Source organism: bacterium (assembly GCA_030647555.1).
GTDB lineage: Bacteria > Patescibacteriota > Andersenbacteria > UBA10190 > CAIZMI01 > CAIZMI01.
In genome coordinates this window covers 1-14,654 of sequence record JAUSJG010000009.1, presented here as the reverse complement: position 1 = coordinate 14,654, position 14,654 = coordinate 1, and the positions used below count along the sequence as shown (strand labels likewise).

Below are 14,654 nucleotides of genomic sequence, written 5' to 3'. Positions count from 1 at the left end.
GGAATAATTAATATTTATATAATTGGCCAACCAGGGTCCGACCCTGGACAGGCCAGTCCATGGTCGGACCCTGGTCTAATGATCAAGTTATGAGTAAAAACTTTTCAAGCAATGAATTAAGAAAAAAATATCTGGAGTTTTATCAAGCAAAAGGACATGCAGTGATTCCCTCTTCCGCTTTGATTCCCGAAAACGACCCATCGACCCTTTTTACGGGGTCGGGCATGCAACCGCTGGTTCCCTATCTCTTGGGCGAAAAACACCCAGCCGGAACAAAGTTGGTTGATTCGCAACAATGTTTTCGCGTCACTGATATCGAAGAAGTGGGCGATAATCGTCACACCACCTTTTTTGAAATGTTGGGAAATTGGTCGTTTGGAGATTACTTTAAAGAAGAACAAATTTCTTGGTTGTTCAAATTTTTGACCGAAGAAGTGCAATTGGATCCAAAACGAATTTATGTCACGACCTTTTTTGGCGATAGTAGTAAGGGAATCCCTAAAGATGAAATTGCAACCGGTTTGTGGCAAAAACTTTTTGCGGAAAAAGGAATTGAAGCCAAACAGGTTGATTTGGATACAGAAGAACGCGCAGCCGAAGTGGGTATGCAAGGTGGTCGAATTTTTTACTACGGTGTGAAAAAGAATTGGTGGAGCAGGTCTGGAGTGCCGGACGCAATGCCTCCCGGTGAACCCGGTGGACCGGATTCTGAGATATTTTTTGAATTTCCTGAAATTGAACACGATCCTAAATATGGCAAGTTTTGTCATCCCAACTGTGATTGCGGGCGATATATGGAAATCGGGAACTCAGTCTTTATGCAGTACAAAAAAGAAGTAGACGGAAGCTTTTTAAGATTGGTCCAACAGAATGTCGATTTTGGTGGCAGTATCGAAAGAATTTTAGCGGCCATAAATGATAATCCGGATGTTTTTGTGAGCGTTGATAATTTATGGGCGATAATAGAAATCCTAGAGAATAAAAGTGACAAAAAATACGTTGATAGTATCGAAGCAAAAAAATCATTTCGGGTGATTGCTGACCACATGCGGGCCGTAGTGTTTTTGTTGAGTAATGGAATTTTGCCTTCGAATACCGATCGTGGTTATGTTTTACGCCGATTGATTCGCCGTATGGTTCGGCACGCCGATTTACTTGGTATTCAAGAGGGAATTCTTTCCAAGACGGCGAAAGTTGTTGTCGACTGTTATTCCAATATCCGGCCCATACTCACTGAACAATTGGGACAAATTTCGCAAGCGATTCAGGAAGAAGAGGAAAAATTCCGCAAGACCCTGAAAAGCGGACTAAGGGAATTTAGTAAACGGGTTATTGAGGAGAATAAAAAAAGTTTGAATGGCGAAGAGGCGTTTTATTTTTATCAATCGTTTGGTTTTCCCATTGAGGTGATGCGTGAATTGTGTCAGGAAAATATTATTGTTTTTTCAGAAGAGGAATTTAAAAAAGAATTTGAGAAACATCAGGATTTGTCACGCTTGGGCACCGATAAAAAATTTGCCGGGGGATTAGCAGATCAATCCGTGCAAACTACCAAACTGCACACTGCAACACATCTTTTACACGCGTCTTTGCGGAAGGTTTTAGGTGAACATGTTGGGCAAAAGGGATCAAATATTACAGCGGAACGTTTACGGTTTGATTTTTCACATCCGACAAAAATGACACCTGAACAGGTTAAACAAGTAGAAGATATGGTGAATGAACAAATTAAACGGGCGTTGCCGGTGACAAAAGAAATTATGACGCCGGACAGAGCAAAAGAATCGGGTGCGTTAGGATTTTTTACGGAAAAATACGGCGACCAAGTAAGTGTTTACTCAATGGGTGATTTTTCCAAAGAAATTTGCGGTGGCCCGCATGTCGAAAATACGAGCGAATTGATAAGTTTTAAAATCATAAAAGAAGAAGCGGTTTCAGCGGGGATAAGGAGAATCAAGGCGACGGTGGGGCTGTAGAGCTGTTTTTGTTGTATGAATATTTCCAAATTTGAGCTCCCAATTTGAAATTTGAAATTTTTAATTTGAAATCAATTTCCCCACTTCGCCCACCCTCCGCATGAAGCTATGGCGTGGCGTGGTAAAGCTACGCGGGGCAGGAAAAGATACAAATTTGAAATAAATAAAAAATGCGTTTTTCAAATTAAGATATTAATTTATTTCAAATTGATTAAAAATTTCAAATTTCAAATTAAAAATTTTGGGTGTTGATAAGTGGCGAAAGGTCTCAATAGAATAATTATTCTTGTGTATTCTTTTGTGCTACAATGTATACAAATTATGGCTTTCTGGAGGAAAGAAGATACACAAAAAAATGCTAGCACTGTAGTGATTGCTGTGCGTGGTGACAGTTTTTATGTCATAAGGGGATTTCGCGACAAAGAAGCGCGCGCCATTAGAATACAAGGTGAGGCTACTTTTTCCGTGGAAAATAGCGACCGCTTGGAACAATTGCTACAGGAAAAATTAAATTGTCAAGAAAGTGATATAATTTATTATACTAAACCGTCACCGTTATTGTTGGGTGCTTCAGTATCGGTTGATTTGCCGAGATATGAGGCCGGTCACCCCGTGATTTTGGATACGCGTGAGGCGATGCATCGCATAAAATGGAAGACGGCGGATTTGGTGCGGGAAGAGGCCGCGCATTATTTTGGTTGTTCGCTTGAAGAAATTGGTAATTTTGCCGTGACCGTTGAAAAATGGCGGGAAACTACCGAAGAAGTTGAAGCCACTTTGTTTCATACGTGCGTTCCGCGATTTTCAAAAAACGAAGGTGAAAGAATAGAATTGGGACATAATCAATTCGTTATGCCGGTGGTTTTGAGTCAAGAGGTGGGTTGCAACGCGGAACCGGAAGCAATTTTACACACGGAAGATGATTTATCCACAATCGCCGTTCGGCAAAATAATCAGTTGAAATATCTGCGGGCGCTAAATTGCGGGGTGGGAGTAATACGTGATCATTTAGGGAAAAGTTTGGATTGTTCGGGTAGCGAAGCGGAAGTGTTAATGAGAAATTGTCTCGAAGGTAAATTGTCGGAAGATAATCAAAAAGTGACATTACGTTTGATGCGTCAATTATTGCCGCTCTGGGCGGGCATGTTTTCCGTGGGGATGGATAATATTCCACTTTCGGAACGACCACAGAAATTACTAGTTACAGGACTTTTTCCCAAGATGATCGCACAGCTTTATTGTCGTCCGCAATTATTGATGCGCTGGTCGCATCTTCCGGTAAAAGTGACGGCACTCATGCAAGACGATGATTTATTGGGTATGCGGTCGTCTTTGCGAGTGGCACTGAAACAAATTACGCGCGAAAATATGAGTCAAAAAACAGTAACTTCGGTAAGGGCCTTGCAACATGCGGTTTAATGGGGTAATCCCTCCCGCGCTGGCACCCTCTCGAACACTCATTGAGTGTTCTCGGGGAACCCGCCGCGCCACTTTGATAAAGGGAGGAATCGCCGGCGTTTCCCTCCTTTTGATAAAGGAGGCCGCCCATCTGGGCGAGCCTCGCTCTGAAGAGCGGGGCGAGGGTGGATTATTAATATAAAGTATGTCTGATTCTGAAGAAGAAAAATCAACTCGTTCCGAATATCGCGTGACAGCGGACGATACTTTGGCGTCTCTTTTGGAAAGAATCAGAGAGGCACAAGGAACAGAATTGTTGTTGGATATTACGGAAAATAATCTTTTGTTAAAAGACGGTTCATTGCGTCGCACTTTGGTGTCGGCGGCGGGTGAATTTGAAAAGAAAGTCGCCTTTTCTTTTTCGGAAAAACAAAATATACGTCACAGTGAACGTATCGAAGAAAATAAAAAACCGGCGTTGAAAGTGTTGAAAAATGATCACGAGAGAGAAGGTGTCGCAAGGGTTGTGCCTGTCGCGGTTGTAAAACAGGTTAAAGAAACGCGTCCGGTTTTTCGTGATTTGCCGAAAATAAAACTAGGGGACTCAGGGAAAAGAATCGCGGTTTTCTTTTCTTTTTTCGCGGGCATTCTCTTGGCGGGCGGGATATTTTTTATTTTGCCGCGCGCGGATATAAAAATAATTCCTGAAATTGAACCAATTAGTATGAATTTGGCGCTTACTGCCACTGTTTCGGCATTAAATGTTGATGCGGAAAAAGGGATTGTTCCGGCACAAGTATTGAATTATGAAGAGGTGGTTAGCGGGACTTTTCCTGTAAAAGGTGTCTTGCAACAAGGAGAAAAAGCGCACGGACAAGTTACGATTGTCAATAGAACTGTTACAGAACAAAAAATTAAAGGAAAGAGTCGACTTAAGGGTGCAGAGAACATAGTGTTTACAATGGATGAGTCGGCAGTAGTCGCGTCACATAGTTCAGTTTCGGTAAAAATCACAGCTGACCAAGGTGGCATAGTCGGTAATTTACAGAGCGGTAAATTGTATTTTGTCGCGTTGCCGGATACGGATCAAGCTATTTTGTATGCCGAAGTGGTTGCACCGCTGATGGGCGGAACAGACAAAACCGTTCCCGCGTTGAGTAAAAATGATTTCGAAAATGCCAAGAAACAATTTTTGGCGGAAAAACAAGATAAGCTTAAAAAGACATTGGAAGATTCGCTTGCGTCCGATGTGGTGCGCGATGATCGGTTTTTACAATTTGATTTATCCGATCTCTCGGCGGTTGAATCTATTGGCGCGCAAATTGCCGAATTCCATCTTAAGGGCAAAGCTAAATCAAAGTATTTTGTGTTTAAACAGAATGACGTGACGGAATTGGTTAATAGAACTGTGGGTAAACGTGTGACTGAAGGTAAGGTATTAAGCAAAAAACTGGATGTTTTAGATCTGACAATCAACAAAATCGATTGGAAGGAAAATACCGTTAGTTTTAACTATTCCGTCCAAAATTCCGTACAAAACAATTTTGATTTAGGCATTATTAAAAAAGATTTAGTGGCGCGGACATTAGACGGCGCGCAAACCTATTTGCGCGGTATCGCGGGGGTAAAAGATGTGTCGGTAAAACTAAGCCCGTTTTGGGTGAAGCGGGTCCCGGGATTCAAGAAAAACATTCGGATTGAGATAGAGGTCCCCTAAAATCCCAAAACCCAAACCCCAATGTCCAACAAAACTCAAAAAAATTACAATGACCAAAACGCGATTTTAGGATTTTGATAATTGGGAATTTGTTGGGATTTGGGATTTGGTCATTGGGATTTATAGTTTAAAATGTGCAAAAAGAGGCAAGTGAATAAATTTATGCTATTATTATGATCATAAGATTAACAAAACAACGATGTTCAATAAATATTCCCAAGAAGATAAGGACGCGATTGAGTTGGAGGTTGCACAAAGACACGCTAAGCGTCTAATTGGAGACGCGGTGGATAAATCCGCATCGATAATCAAAGAAGCGGAACTTTTTCGGGGACGTGTCGAGGAAGAGTTTAATGTCGTTTTGAAGAATAAAATGTTAGAAATTTCTAAGAAGAGCGATAGTTTTATGGAAAAGGCGGAGAAATATTACGTTGATTTGGCGGAAAAGAGCGCGACGCGTGTCGAGGATCGGGTGAAGGCGAATTTGGATCAGCTTGCCGATACACTTAGCAAGCAATTGATAGTCATTCAAAGAGAGACGGTAAAAGAACAAGAAAACGTCAAGGAAGAAATAAAGAAAAGCACTGAAAAATTGGAAAAAGAATATTTTACGATGTTGGCCAAAAATATCTCCGGAAGATTACCGGAAATTGTGGCTAAAGCGGCCGGACGCTCAATCGATCTGAAAGATCATGAAGATTTATTAATGAGTGCTCTGCAGGAGGCAAAGAATGTTGGTGTTTGGAATGTGGCAAAATAGGTACTGGGATGCCCAGTAATACAACTCAAACAAGATGAAAAAAAGTATTTTTCCCGGAGTAATGACTTATGCCGAAGCACGCGATTGGCGGACGCGTCTAAATGATATAAAAGATGAAATTTTTCATCAGACAAAAAAGGGAAAACTCGAATTTTCGTCCGCGCAAGCCAACGATCTCTTGATGAAGCATATTCCGCAAAACGAGTTCGAAAATTGGTATGATTTTTTTGTTAACCAGCATGATGATTTCCAAAAAGAAATTGATTTGGTGATTAAATATCTGGAGGGCTATGAGCGTTGTGAGATAACAGTTGCCAGGCAAATGTCTAAGGCGGCACATGAACGAGTGGTGAATTGGTTTAAATCTCAAAATATTTTGAAGGTAATTTTAGAGATAAAAGTGGATGATTCGGTGGGGGGTGGGGCACTGATTGCACTGGGTGGAAAAATCTATGATTATTCGTTGAAAAAAAAGATTGCGGTTGAGGTTGAGACTTCGTAATAATAAAATGGCGCGAAAAAACAAGTCGGAGCAAAATTTGCAAAACTTTCTTACCGTAAAGGTTTTATCGGCAACACAGGTGATGTTTGACGATCAGGCCTGGTCTGTCGCGTCCAGTAATAAATTGGGGCCTTTTTCTATTGTGCCCGGGCACGCAGGGTTTATCGCGCTGATAGACGATACTTTAGAAATAAGCAGGACGGAACACGACAAGGTGAAAATAGAGATTCCAATCAAAAAGGCTGTTTTGCACTGTCAGAACAATAATGTTCGTATTCTTGTAGGGTCGGTATAAGAACAAAGATCGATCCGGTTTGTGCTATAATAATCCAATGAATCATGCGCGGACGCTGTTCAATTTAATAAAAATTATTATTATTGGAGCGATATGTTTTGTCCCGGCCGTACTTTTCGCGCAGTATGGTGGCAATAGTATTGCTAACTATGTGCCCCTCGAAGAACAAGGAGATAAAAATGGAATGATCGTCTCTTTTATTAACGAAAAATACTATTTTTCGACAAAGGAAAATGCGATAGGGTTGTTTGGCGTTGTGGCCGAAAATCCGGCCGCCGCGTTTAATCTAAGTGGCGCAACCAACGCCGTCCCTGTAATCAGTAGTGGTGAAGGAATGGTGATGGTAAATGGTCAGGGGGGTGCTATCGCTAAGGGTGATTATATTACCGGCTCGACGATTAAGGGAGTTGGGATGAAAATTGACAGCGGTGCCGTAATCGCGATGGCGTTGGAAAATTATTTTCCCAAGAATCCCGATGATGTCGGTCTAATTCGCGCGAACATTCGTCCACAGACAATCGATAAAAGATTGCTTTCGTTTGGCGGGCAAGTTAACGCGACGCTTGTTTCGGTGGCGAACGCAATGTCGCTGGCCTCCTTGCGCGAACCGAGTAAATTCTTTCGGTATTTCGTGGCGGCGATTTGTTTGATATTTTCTTTGGTTTTGGGTTTCATCACTTTTGGAAAAATGGCTAATAATGGTATTACGGCCATAGGCAGAAACCCACTTGCGCGTCGATATATTTTGATGGCTGTAATTTTTAACGTGGGTATGACTATTTTGATTATTGGCGCGGGGGCGATTATAGCGTTTATTATTATTGCCGCTTAGGGCTTGGTAATTAATATGTTACAAAATTTTCAAAAATACATCGAAAAAAATTCGGAATACGGCGTTGCCGTAGAGGTGCATCACCCCCTAGTGATTGTGGAAGGGTTGCCACACGCGCAAATTAATGAAAAGGTTATTTTTGATACAGAACAAACCGGGTTTGTGATGGGATTAGAACGCAATAAGGTGGAAATTCTTCTTTTAGACCAAGAGCCGGTGCCGATTCGTTGTAAAGTGGCGCGAACCGGCGAAAAAATTTCTGTCGCGGTTGGCTCGGCTTTGTTGGGGTCAAGTGTTAACGCGTTGGGTGAGTTGCTGGATTCCGCTCACACGATAAAGCACGAAGAGACGCGAGAAATAGAACAATTACCGCCTACAATTATCGAGAGAAGCAAAATAACCAAGCAATTAATTTCCAATATCGCGATTGTCGATTTGCTTTTACCGCTAACGTTCGGTCAGCGCTCGGTGGTGATTGGTGACCGTAAAACCGGCAAGACATCGCTTTTATTGCAACTTGTCAAAGCGCAGACGGAACAAAATACCATTGTTGTTTTCGCGGCGGTTGGCAAACGGTGGGCTGATTTGCGACAGATGACCGATTTTTTTGCGACGCAAGTAAAAAAAGAAAATCTGGTATTTGTCGTCAGTGCGTCGCACGAGGCGCCGGGACTTATTTATCTCGCGCCTTTTACGGCCATGACCATTGCCGAATATTTTCGCGATCAGGGGCGGGATGTTTTGGTTATTTTGGACGATCTTTCTACGCACGCGCATTTTTATCGTGAATTTTCATTGTTGGCCAAGCGTTTTCCCGGCAACGAGTCTTATCCTGGCGATATGTTCTACACGCACGCGCGACTTTTGGAACGTGCCGGTAATTTTAAAACAAAGGACGGGAAAACAGCTTCGATTACTTGTTTGGCGGCGGCGGAAACGGTGGACAATCGCGTTACCAGCACGATTATCAGTAATTTAATCAGTATGACGGATGGTCATATACTTTTTGATTCGCGGATTTTTAATTCCGGGCGACGACCGGCCATCGACTATTCTCTATCTGTTTCGCGTGTTGGTGGAAAAGTGCAGACGGAAACGCAACGAGATGTGCGTCGTAGGATTATTGCCATTCTCACGCAATACGCGATTACTTCTCGTTACACAAATTTTGGCGCTGAACTGGGAGAAATGGCGCAAGAAACAATGCGTCAAGGGGAGCAATTTTTCGCGTTGTTTTCGCAATCCACCAATACTCGTGTGCCTTATTCCGTTCAAATTGTCATTTCGGGAATGCTTCTGGCCGGTTGGATGAAAGACGTTCTGCCTGAAAATATCGTCGGTGCCTTCCGTGATCGCTATTCCGCGCTTTATTATGAAAAAGAAAATTATCGGCAAACGTTCAGAAAAATCGCGATGATTACGGATTTCAAAGAATTCGAGAAAGCTTTGGCCGGACAAAAGGACGTCCTTTTCGCGTTAAGCGGTAAGGCTTAATTTGGGGTTACGCGATGCCTAATCGTTCACTATTGGAAGAAATAGATTTTGTCGCGAATTTAAGTAATTTGGTTACCGCGTACGAGGAAATCGCTGTGATGCGTATTCAACGAACGCGCTCCTCGGTGCTTAATACGCGCCTATTTGTGGCGGAAATGAAAAAAGTAATGGCGGATGTGCGTTTATCTTACCGACGCGCGTTCTTTTTGAAAAAAAACATTAAAAAGACAGTCGCGAAAAACAAGAAACCGTTAGCGGTATTGATATCCGCCGACAATCGATTATCGGGGTCGCTGATTAACGAAATTTATCGTAATTTTTATATCCATACTAAACAAAACGATTGCGATGTTTTAATCGTAGGCAAAATTGGGGCCCAACTTTTTGTGACAGCCAATCCGCAGAAAAAATTTACGTACTTTGGTTTTCCCGATCGGATACTGGATAATTCGCTTTTAACAAAAATATTTTCCCATGTAGATAAATATACCGATGTTCACGTATTTTATGGCAAAATGGCCAGTTTGTTGCGTCAGGAAGCCATTCAAGAACGGTTGGGTGTGACGGCGGAGCATCAAGACACGGAAAAAAACAAAGGCGTCGTACCTTTTATTTTTGAACCGACGCTAGAAGAGGTGAGCCGGTTTTTTGACACGGAAATTTTGGCATCTTTAATTTCCCAATCGGTGCACGAAGGACAATTGGCTACTTGGGGCTCCAGGGTAAAGGCAATGGAGGAGACGAGTCAGCGCATCGAAAAGCAAACAGCATTGTTGACGAGACTGGAAAGCGTGGAGCGTCATGCAGAAATGTCCAAAAAACAAAGGCAGACGATGGCGGGAAGAGAGTTGTGGGAACACTAAATTCCAAACCCCAATGACCAATGACCAACAAAACCCTAATTCTCTAAAACCCAAAAAATACGATTTGGCGGAGAGAACAACAAAATTTAGCAAAAAAGTTATAGATTTCGTAAAAAAGATACCGGAAAATTCGATAACAAAACCGTTAATAAACCAGTTAGTAAGATCCGCTACGAGTATTGGCGCAAACTACTGTGAGGCGGATGAAGCGAGTTCTAAGAAAGATTTTATCAACAAAGCATGTATCGCAAAGAAAGAAACAAAAGAAACAAAGTATTGGTTAGAGTTAATTGTCTATAGTAATCCAGCTTCTAAAGAAGAAGGGCGGGAATTATGGAAAGAGGCGCAAGAACTGAACCTAATCCTGGCAACAATAATAAGAAAATGTAAAGGGTAATTTGGGGTTTAAATAATTAGGATTTTGTTGGACATTGGGGTTTGGAGTTTGGGATTTAAAAGAGTTATTTTTTCTAGATTTTTCAAAATAAATAAAAAATATAAATATTCATGCTATAATAAAAATATGTCCGAAACTGGTGGTACAATCATCGGAATCAAGGGTTCAATCATTGAAGTGGAATGGGCCGAACGGGCTCCTCGAATTTCGCATATTCTTCGTGGTGTCGACGATTCCACACTAGAGTTAACCGTGCTTTCTTCAGCAAGTGAAACTTCCGTTTTTTGTTCGATGTTAAAACCGATCGGCACTTTAACGCGTGGGATGAAAGTAATTGATACACAGCAACCGTTTTCCATTCCCGTCGGGGAAGCAGTTTTGGGTCGCGCTTTTACCTTGTTTGGTCAACCTTTGGATTTTGCCGACAAACCGATTTCTCGGGCGCAAACACGCCCGGTAATTTCCCCCACTAATTTTTCGATTAACGATATTGTTACGACAGGTGAGGTAATCGAAACCGGCATGAAAGTAATCGACTTTTTCACACCCGTTTTGAAAGGCGGAAAAACAGCGATTATTGGTGGTGCGGGATTAGGGAAAACCGTGATTCTCACCGAATTAATTAATCGCTTGGTTATTAAGCAGGATATAGATAAACGAAAAGTGGCCGTATTTAGCGCAGTTGGCGAACGTTCTCGCGAGGCACTGGATATTTATCAGCATCTTGAAGAAGCCGGCGTACTTTCGAGGACAAGTTTGATTATCGGGCAGATGGGAGAAAATCCGGCCGTTCGGTGGCACACGGCGTATGCCAGCGCGGCGATCGCGGAACATTTTAGAGACGGCGAAAAACGCGATGTTTTCTTCTTCATGGATAATATCTATCGTTTTGCACAGGCCGGTAATGAACTTTCCACCCTGATGAAAACTATCCCATCGGAAGACGGTTATCAACCAACGCTTTCATCGGAAATGGCATCGCTCAACCAACGGCTTACATCCAATCATAACGGCAGTATCACCTCGTTTATGGCGCTTTTTGTGCCCTCTGACGAAATTACCAATTACGGCGTGCGGAGCATCTTGCCGTACCTCGATACAATTATTGTTTTATCGCGTGAGATATTTCAAAACGGTATTTTTCCGGCGGTGGATATCTTGGCGTCATCTTCCATCGCCCTTTCTGAAAAAACTGTCGGGAAAGACCATTATACGGCTTTTATCACCGCCAAAAAATTGTTGGAAAAGTCCACTTCTCTGCAAAGAATCGTTTCACTGGTTGGTGAACAAGAATTGTCGTTGGAAAATCAGATTTTGTATAAGCGCGCCGAAATTTTACGCAACTTTATGACCCAAGATATTTTTCAAAATACTTCGGCCGGCGATTCGAAAGTGACCTATGTAAACCGTGAAGACACGATTACCGGTGTGAGAAAAATATTGGCCGGTCAATGTGATGGTATTCCGCCGGAAAAGTTTGCATTTATCGGCAAAATCGATGATAGAAAGTAGTGAAAAGGTTTATTCAAAATGATAACTATGTATTGCGTTTTGAGTATATATATGGTATACAATAGTATATGAATTACATAAGAACAATAGGCAAAAAGTTAATAGAAAATCTCGGCAAAAAACCGATAATTGTTTTGTATGGCGCCAGACAAGTTGGTAAGACTACTTTAGCAAAAAGTATTATGGGAGAATTCAAAAGTCCTCTTTATTTGCAGGGCGATGACCCAAAAGACGCTCAAAATATTGAAGGTCGGTCCGGCAAGGAACTATCTTCGATAATTTCTGGTCATGATATTGTGGTTATAGATGAAGCCCAAAGAATCAAAGATATTGGAAGTGTTTTAAAATTAATTGCCGACAATAATCCAAAAGTAAAATTAATTGCCACAGGATCTAGCTCTTTTGAATTGGTCAACAAATTAAGCGAGCCACTTACAGGGCGAAACCGTAAATTTTTCTTATATCCTCTTTCGGTGAAAGAAGTTGTTTCTGCCACGAGTGTATTAGAAGTCAAAAAAGAGTTGGAAAGTTATTTGATTTTTGGCATGTACCCGCAAGTTGTGAGCGCTAAGAGTCGAGCGGAAAAAGCTTTGCTTGTTAAAGAATTAATTAGCGATTATTTATACAAGGACTTATTTATATTCGGGGGAATTCGTAATTCTTTCGCATTTGAAAAGTTGGTTAAGTTGTTGGCATTGCGAGTTGGAAGTGAAATATCATATCCTGAATTGGCCAAAGAAGTTGGAATAAGTAAAAGTACGGTTTTAAGCTACATAAATCTTTTAGAGCAATCTTTTATTGTTTTTCGTTTGAATCCTTTGTATGGCAACAAAACAAAAGAAATAAATAAACGACACAAAATATATTTTTATGACACAGGCGTAAGGAATGCAGTGCTGGGGGCCACGGATCCCGTTGAGCTTAGAACAGATAAGGGCGCTTTATTAGAAAACTTTTTCATTTCTGAGAAAATCAAATCACGAGTGTATGAAAATCACGAAAGTCAGATAAATTTTTGGCGCAATCGTCAGTCTGGCGAAGTTGATTTTGTTGAGTCATTTAATAATGGAAAGAAAATTTTGGCATTTGAATGCAAATGGAAGGGTGATGTATTTGCGCCAAGTGCTTTTGTTGCCATGTATTCCGGTGCTAAGTTTGAGTGCGTAAATTATGAAAATATTGTAGAAAAATTATTTAATAACTGATATGAAATTATATTCTAAACTTTTAATTTTCGCTTTTGCCGTTTTAATCATCGGTGGTTTTGCTGTACCAAACAATTTTGCTTTAGGCGACTGACGTAAATAAACTGTCCATATTCTGTTTAAGTACGCTTAAGAATACGAGTACTGCGACCGAACTAAATCTTGAGGCGTACTGTAAGTACGGTGAGAGATTTAGTGACCGAGCAGTGCTTGTAGTCAGAGATGTAGTGAGCATAAGATGGTAACTGCTCACTGACTATATGACACTTGGCTATGATAAGCCAAATTTATCAATACAAAAATGGTTTTTTCAGCATGTCATTATTTGAAATTGGCTTAATCAAGCCAATTGTATTTATAGTCAGTGAGCAGTTACCATAAGATGGATAGGTTATTTACGTCAGTCGCCTTAGCATAGCAGAAACTATTATGATCGCTGGCACGTTTAAATGAGATTCATCACTATTAATCCCATTCAAAAAGTATGGAATACGACAAAATTTCTATTGCCGATATTTTTCAAAATACCAGTGCCGGCGATTCGAAAGTGACCTATGTAAACCGTGAAGACACGATTACCGGTGTGAGAAAAATATTGGCCGGTCAATGTGATGGTATTCCGCCGGAAAAGTTTGCATTTATTGGTAAAATTGAAGAGAAAAAATAATAATGATACAATACAACCATGAACGAAGAAAAAGTTAGACAAATTATCAAAGAAGAAATCAAAATGGGACTTAGTTGTTTTACGACCAAGGATGACCTAAGTGATGTGGTATTTCGCCAAAGAATTGAATCGCTTAGGGCAAAATCCGACATGTTTGATTTCAGATCAGACATATCGGAGCTTAAGTCGGATATTCTTTCAGCTCAAAAAGAGATTGTGAAGAAATTAGATGTTTTGTTGATTGGAAAAGAGGAAAAAAAGAGCCATAATGATATATTGAAAAAATGATTGAAAAGGAATCTAAATTATCCAAAAAAGTAATCGATACTCTCGCGACAAAAAAGGAGATGAAGGAGGGTTTTGATAAGCTCAATAAAAAGATTGAAGGTGTTGCTTATGGTTTAGGTGAACAAATCAATGATCTTAAGGAGACACAAGAAGTATTTGCGGTAAAAATGGATGCCTTAATTGGTACGACGGAGAAATTTATTAATAGAGTTGAGAAAGAAGAACAAGAAAGAAAATTTGGTCAAAAACAGTTAGAGAGACGTGTAGAAAAACTGGAAGCGAAAGTGTAACAGTAAGGTCGGACGCAAGGTCGGACTTTGCGAAAAGGTCCGACCTCGTATCGTTAGTAGTATGAATAGTTTAAAATACACTCCGGAGAGACCGCTGTCCGACCATCGAAAGACCGGGTCAGCCGGTCGGTTCGCTTATCAAGACTCGGCGCCTCCGGAGTGTATTCGCAGTCTATTTGAGGTTTGGGAACTGCCCACTAAAACCAACGAGGCTACTGAATTTAATATACTCCAAGGGGGCGCGAAGCATGTGTATCTCCATCTCTTTTCTTCTCTCTTCTTTTCTCTCTTATTCCTTAAGATAAACTAATGCATTATCTGGCTTTTGACGTAGCAAAGAAAAAAGTGGACGGAGTCTTAATGACAAAATCGTTTCAAGTTAAAGAAAGGTTTTGTTTGAATAACGACGCAGCAGGGTTAAGTGAACTGATTTCAAAATTTCAAGTTACTTATCCACA

The 14,654-nt window shown here is 41.0% G+C and carries 15 protein-coding genes; all 15 read left to right on the top strand.

The window, feature by feature from the left end:
- The first annotated feature begins 89 nt into the window (after positions 1 to 89).
- The 15 genes from Q7S57_03300 to Q7S57_03230 all read left to right on the top strand — a co-directional run bounded on the left by Q7S57_03300 (position 90) and on the right by Q7S57_03230 (position 14,196).
- Entirely contained in the window at positions 90 to 1,976 is a 1,887-nt protein-coding gene (locus Q7S57_03300; protein ID MDO8512276.1) for an alanine--tRNA ligase-related protein, read from the top strand.
- Positions 1,977 to 2,297: 321 nt separating this feature from the next.
- Entirely contained in the window at positions 2,298 to 3,395 is a 1,098-nt protein-coding gene (locus Q7S57_03295) for a hypothetical protein (GenBank protein MDO8512275.1), read from the top strand.
- Positions 3,396 to 3,579: 184 nt separating this feature from the next.
- Complete coding sequence (locus Q7S57_03290; protein MDO8512274.1) at positions 3,580 to 5,091, top strand: baseplate J/gp47 family protein; 1,512 nt, start codon at positions 3,580 to 3,582, stop codon at positions 5,089 to 5,091.
- A 199-nt stretch (positions 5,092 to 5,290) separates the two neighbouring features.
- The gene (locus Q7S57_03285) at positions 5,291 to 5,851 is read left to right on the top strand and encodes a hypothetical protein (GenBank protein MDO8512273.1); all 561 of its coding nucleotides are present in this window, start codon (positions 5,291 to 5,293) and stop codon (positions 5,849 to 5,851) included.
- 34 nt (positions 5,852 to 5,885) lie between these two features.
- Positions 5,886 to 6,353, top strand: coding sequence for a F0F1 ATP synthase subunit delta (locus tag Q7S57_03280; GenBank protein MDO8512272.1), 468 nt, complete (start codon positions 5,886 to 5,888; stop codon positions 6,351 to 6,353).
- A gap of 7 nt (positions 6,354 to 6,360) precedes the next feature.
- Complete coding sequence (locus tag Q7S57_03275; GenBank protein ID MDO8512271.1) at positions 6,361 to 6,648, top strand: hypothetical protein; 288 nt, start codon at positions 6,361 to 6,363, stop codon at positions 6,646 to 6,648.
- 37 nt (positions 6,649 to 6,685) lie between these two features.
- A complete protein-coding gene (locus Q7S57_03270) occupies positions 6,686 to 7,480 on the top strand; it encodes a hypothetical protein (GenBank protein ID MDO8512270.1) in 795 nt (264 codons plus the stop codon).
- A gap of 15 nt (positions 7,481 to 7,495) precedes the next feature.
- Complete coding sequence (locus tag Q7S57_03265) at positions 7,496 to 8,974, top strand: hypothetical protein (protein MDO8512269.1); 1,479 nt, start codon at positions 7,496 to 7,498, stop codon at positions 8,972 to 8,974.
- A 14-nt stretch (positions 8,975 to 8,988) separates the two neighbouring features.
- Positions 8,989 to 9,837, top strand: coding sequence for a F0F1 ATP synthase subunit gamma (locus Q7S57_03260; GenBank protein ID MDO8512268.1), 849 nt, complete (start codon positions 8,989 to 8,991; stop codon positions 9,835 to 9,837).
- A 13-nt stretch (positions 9,838 to 9,850) separates the two neighbouring features.
- On the top strand, positions 9,851 to 10,234 hold the full coding sequence (locus tag Q7S57_03255; protein ID MDO8512267.1) for a four helix bundle protein: 384 nt from the start codon (positions 9,851 to 9,853) through the stop codon (positions 10,232 to 10,234).
- A gap of 126 nt (positions 10,235 to 10,360) precedes the next feature.
- Entirely contained in the window at positions 10,361 to 11,746 is a 1,386-nt protein-coding gene (locus Q7S57_03250) for a F0F1 ATP synthase subunit beta (protein MDO8512266.1), read from the top strand.
- 68 nt (positions 11,747 to 11,814) lie between these two features.
- A complete protein-coding gene (locus tag Q7S57_03245) occupies positions 11,815 to 12,951 on the top strand; it encodes an ATP-binding protein (protein ID MDO8512265.1) in 1,137 nt (378 codons plus the stop codon).
- A gap of 484 nt (positions 12,952 to 13,435) precedes the next feature.
- Positions 13,436 to 13,618: a hypothetical protein gene (locus tag Q7S57_03240; protein MDO8512264.1), complete on the top strand. Its 183-nt coding sequence runs from the start codon at positions 13,436 to 13,438 to the stop codon at positions 13,616 to 13,618.
- 18 nt (positions 13,619 to 13,636) lie between these two features.
- Complete coding sequence (locus tag Q7S57_03235; protein MDO8512263.1) at positions 13,637 to 13,906, top strand: hypothetical protein; 270 nt, start codon at positions 13,637 to 13,639, stop codon at positions 13,904 to 13,906.
- On the top strand, positions 13,903 to 14,196 hold the full coding sequence (locus Q7S57_03230; protein ID MDO8512262.1) for a hypothetical protein: 294 nt from the start codon (positions 13,903 to 13,905) through the stop codon (positions 14,194 to 14,196). The genes Q7S57_03235 and Q7S57_03230 overlap by 4 nt, the downstream gene beginning before the upstream one ends.
- Positions 14,197 to 14,654: the final 458 nt, after the last annotated feature.

Coding starts and splice junctions, on each gene's coding strand:
- Q7S57_03275 (MDO8512271.1), top strand. CDS start 6,361: ATGGCGCGAAAAAACAAGTCGGAGCAAAATTTGCAAAACTTTCTTACC.
- Q7S57_03270 (MDO8512270.1), top strand. CDS start 6,686: ATGAATCATGCGCGGACGCTGTTCAATTTAATAAAAATTATTATTATT.
- Q7S57_03255 (MDO8512267.1), top strand. CDS start 9,851: ATGACCAATGACCAACAAAACCCTAATTCTCTAAAACCCAAAAAATAC.
- Q7S57_03240 (MDO8512264.1), top strand. CDS start 13,436: ATGGAATACGACAAAATTTCTATTGCCGATATTTTTCAAAATACCAGT.
- Q7S57_03235 (MDO8512263.1), top strand. CDS start 13,637: ATGAACGAAGAAAAAGTTAGACAAATTATCAAAGAAGAAATCAAAATG.
- Q7S57_03230 (MDO8512262.1), top strand. CDS start 13,903: ATGATTGAAAAGGAATCTAAATTATCCAAAAAAGTAATCGATACTCTC.
- Q7S57_03265 (MDO8512269.1), top strand. CDS start 7,496: ATGTTACAAAATTTTCAAAAATACATCGAAAAAAATTCGGAATACGGC.
- Q7S57_03260 (MDO8512268.1), top strand. CDS start 8,989: ATGCCTAATCGTTCACTATTGGAAGAAATAGATTTTGTCGCGAATTTA.
- Q7S57_03290 (MDO8512274.1), top strand. CDS start 3,580: ATGTCTGATTCTGAAGAAGAAAAATCAACTCGTTCCGAATATCGCGTG.
- Q7S57_03250 (MDO8512266.1), top strand. CDS start 10,361: ATGTCCGAAACTGGTGGTACAATCATCGGAATCAAGGGTTCAATCATT.
- Q7S57_03285 (MDO8512273.1), top strand. CDS start 5,291: ATGTTCAATAAATATTCCCAAGAAGATAAGGACGCGATTGAGTTGGAG.
- Q7S57_03295 (MDO8512275.1), top strand. CDS start 2,298: ATGGCTTTCTGGAGGAAAGAAGATACACAAAAAAATGCTAGCACTGTA.
- Q7S57_03300 (MDO8512276.1), top strand. CDS start 90: ATGAGTAAAAACTTTTCAAGCAATGAATTAAGAAAAAAATATCTGGAG.
- Q7S57_03245 (MDO8512265.1), top strand. CDS start 11,815: ATGAATTACATAAGAACAATAGGCAAAAAGTTAATAGAAAATCTCGGC.
- Q7S57_03280 (MDO8512272.1), top strand. CDS start 5,886: ATGAAAAAAAGTATTTTTCCCGGAGTAATGACTTATGCCGAAGCACGC.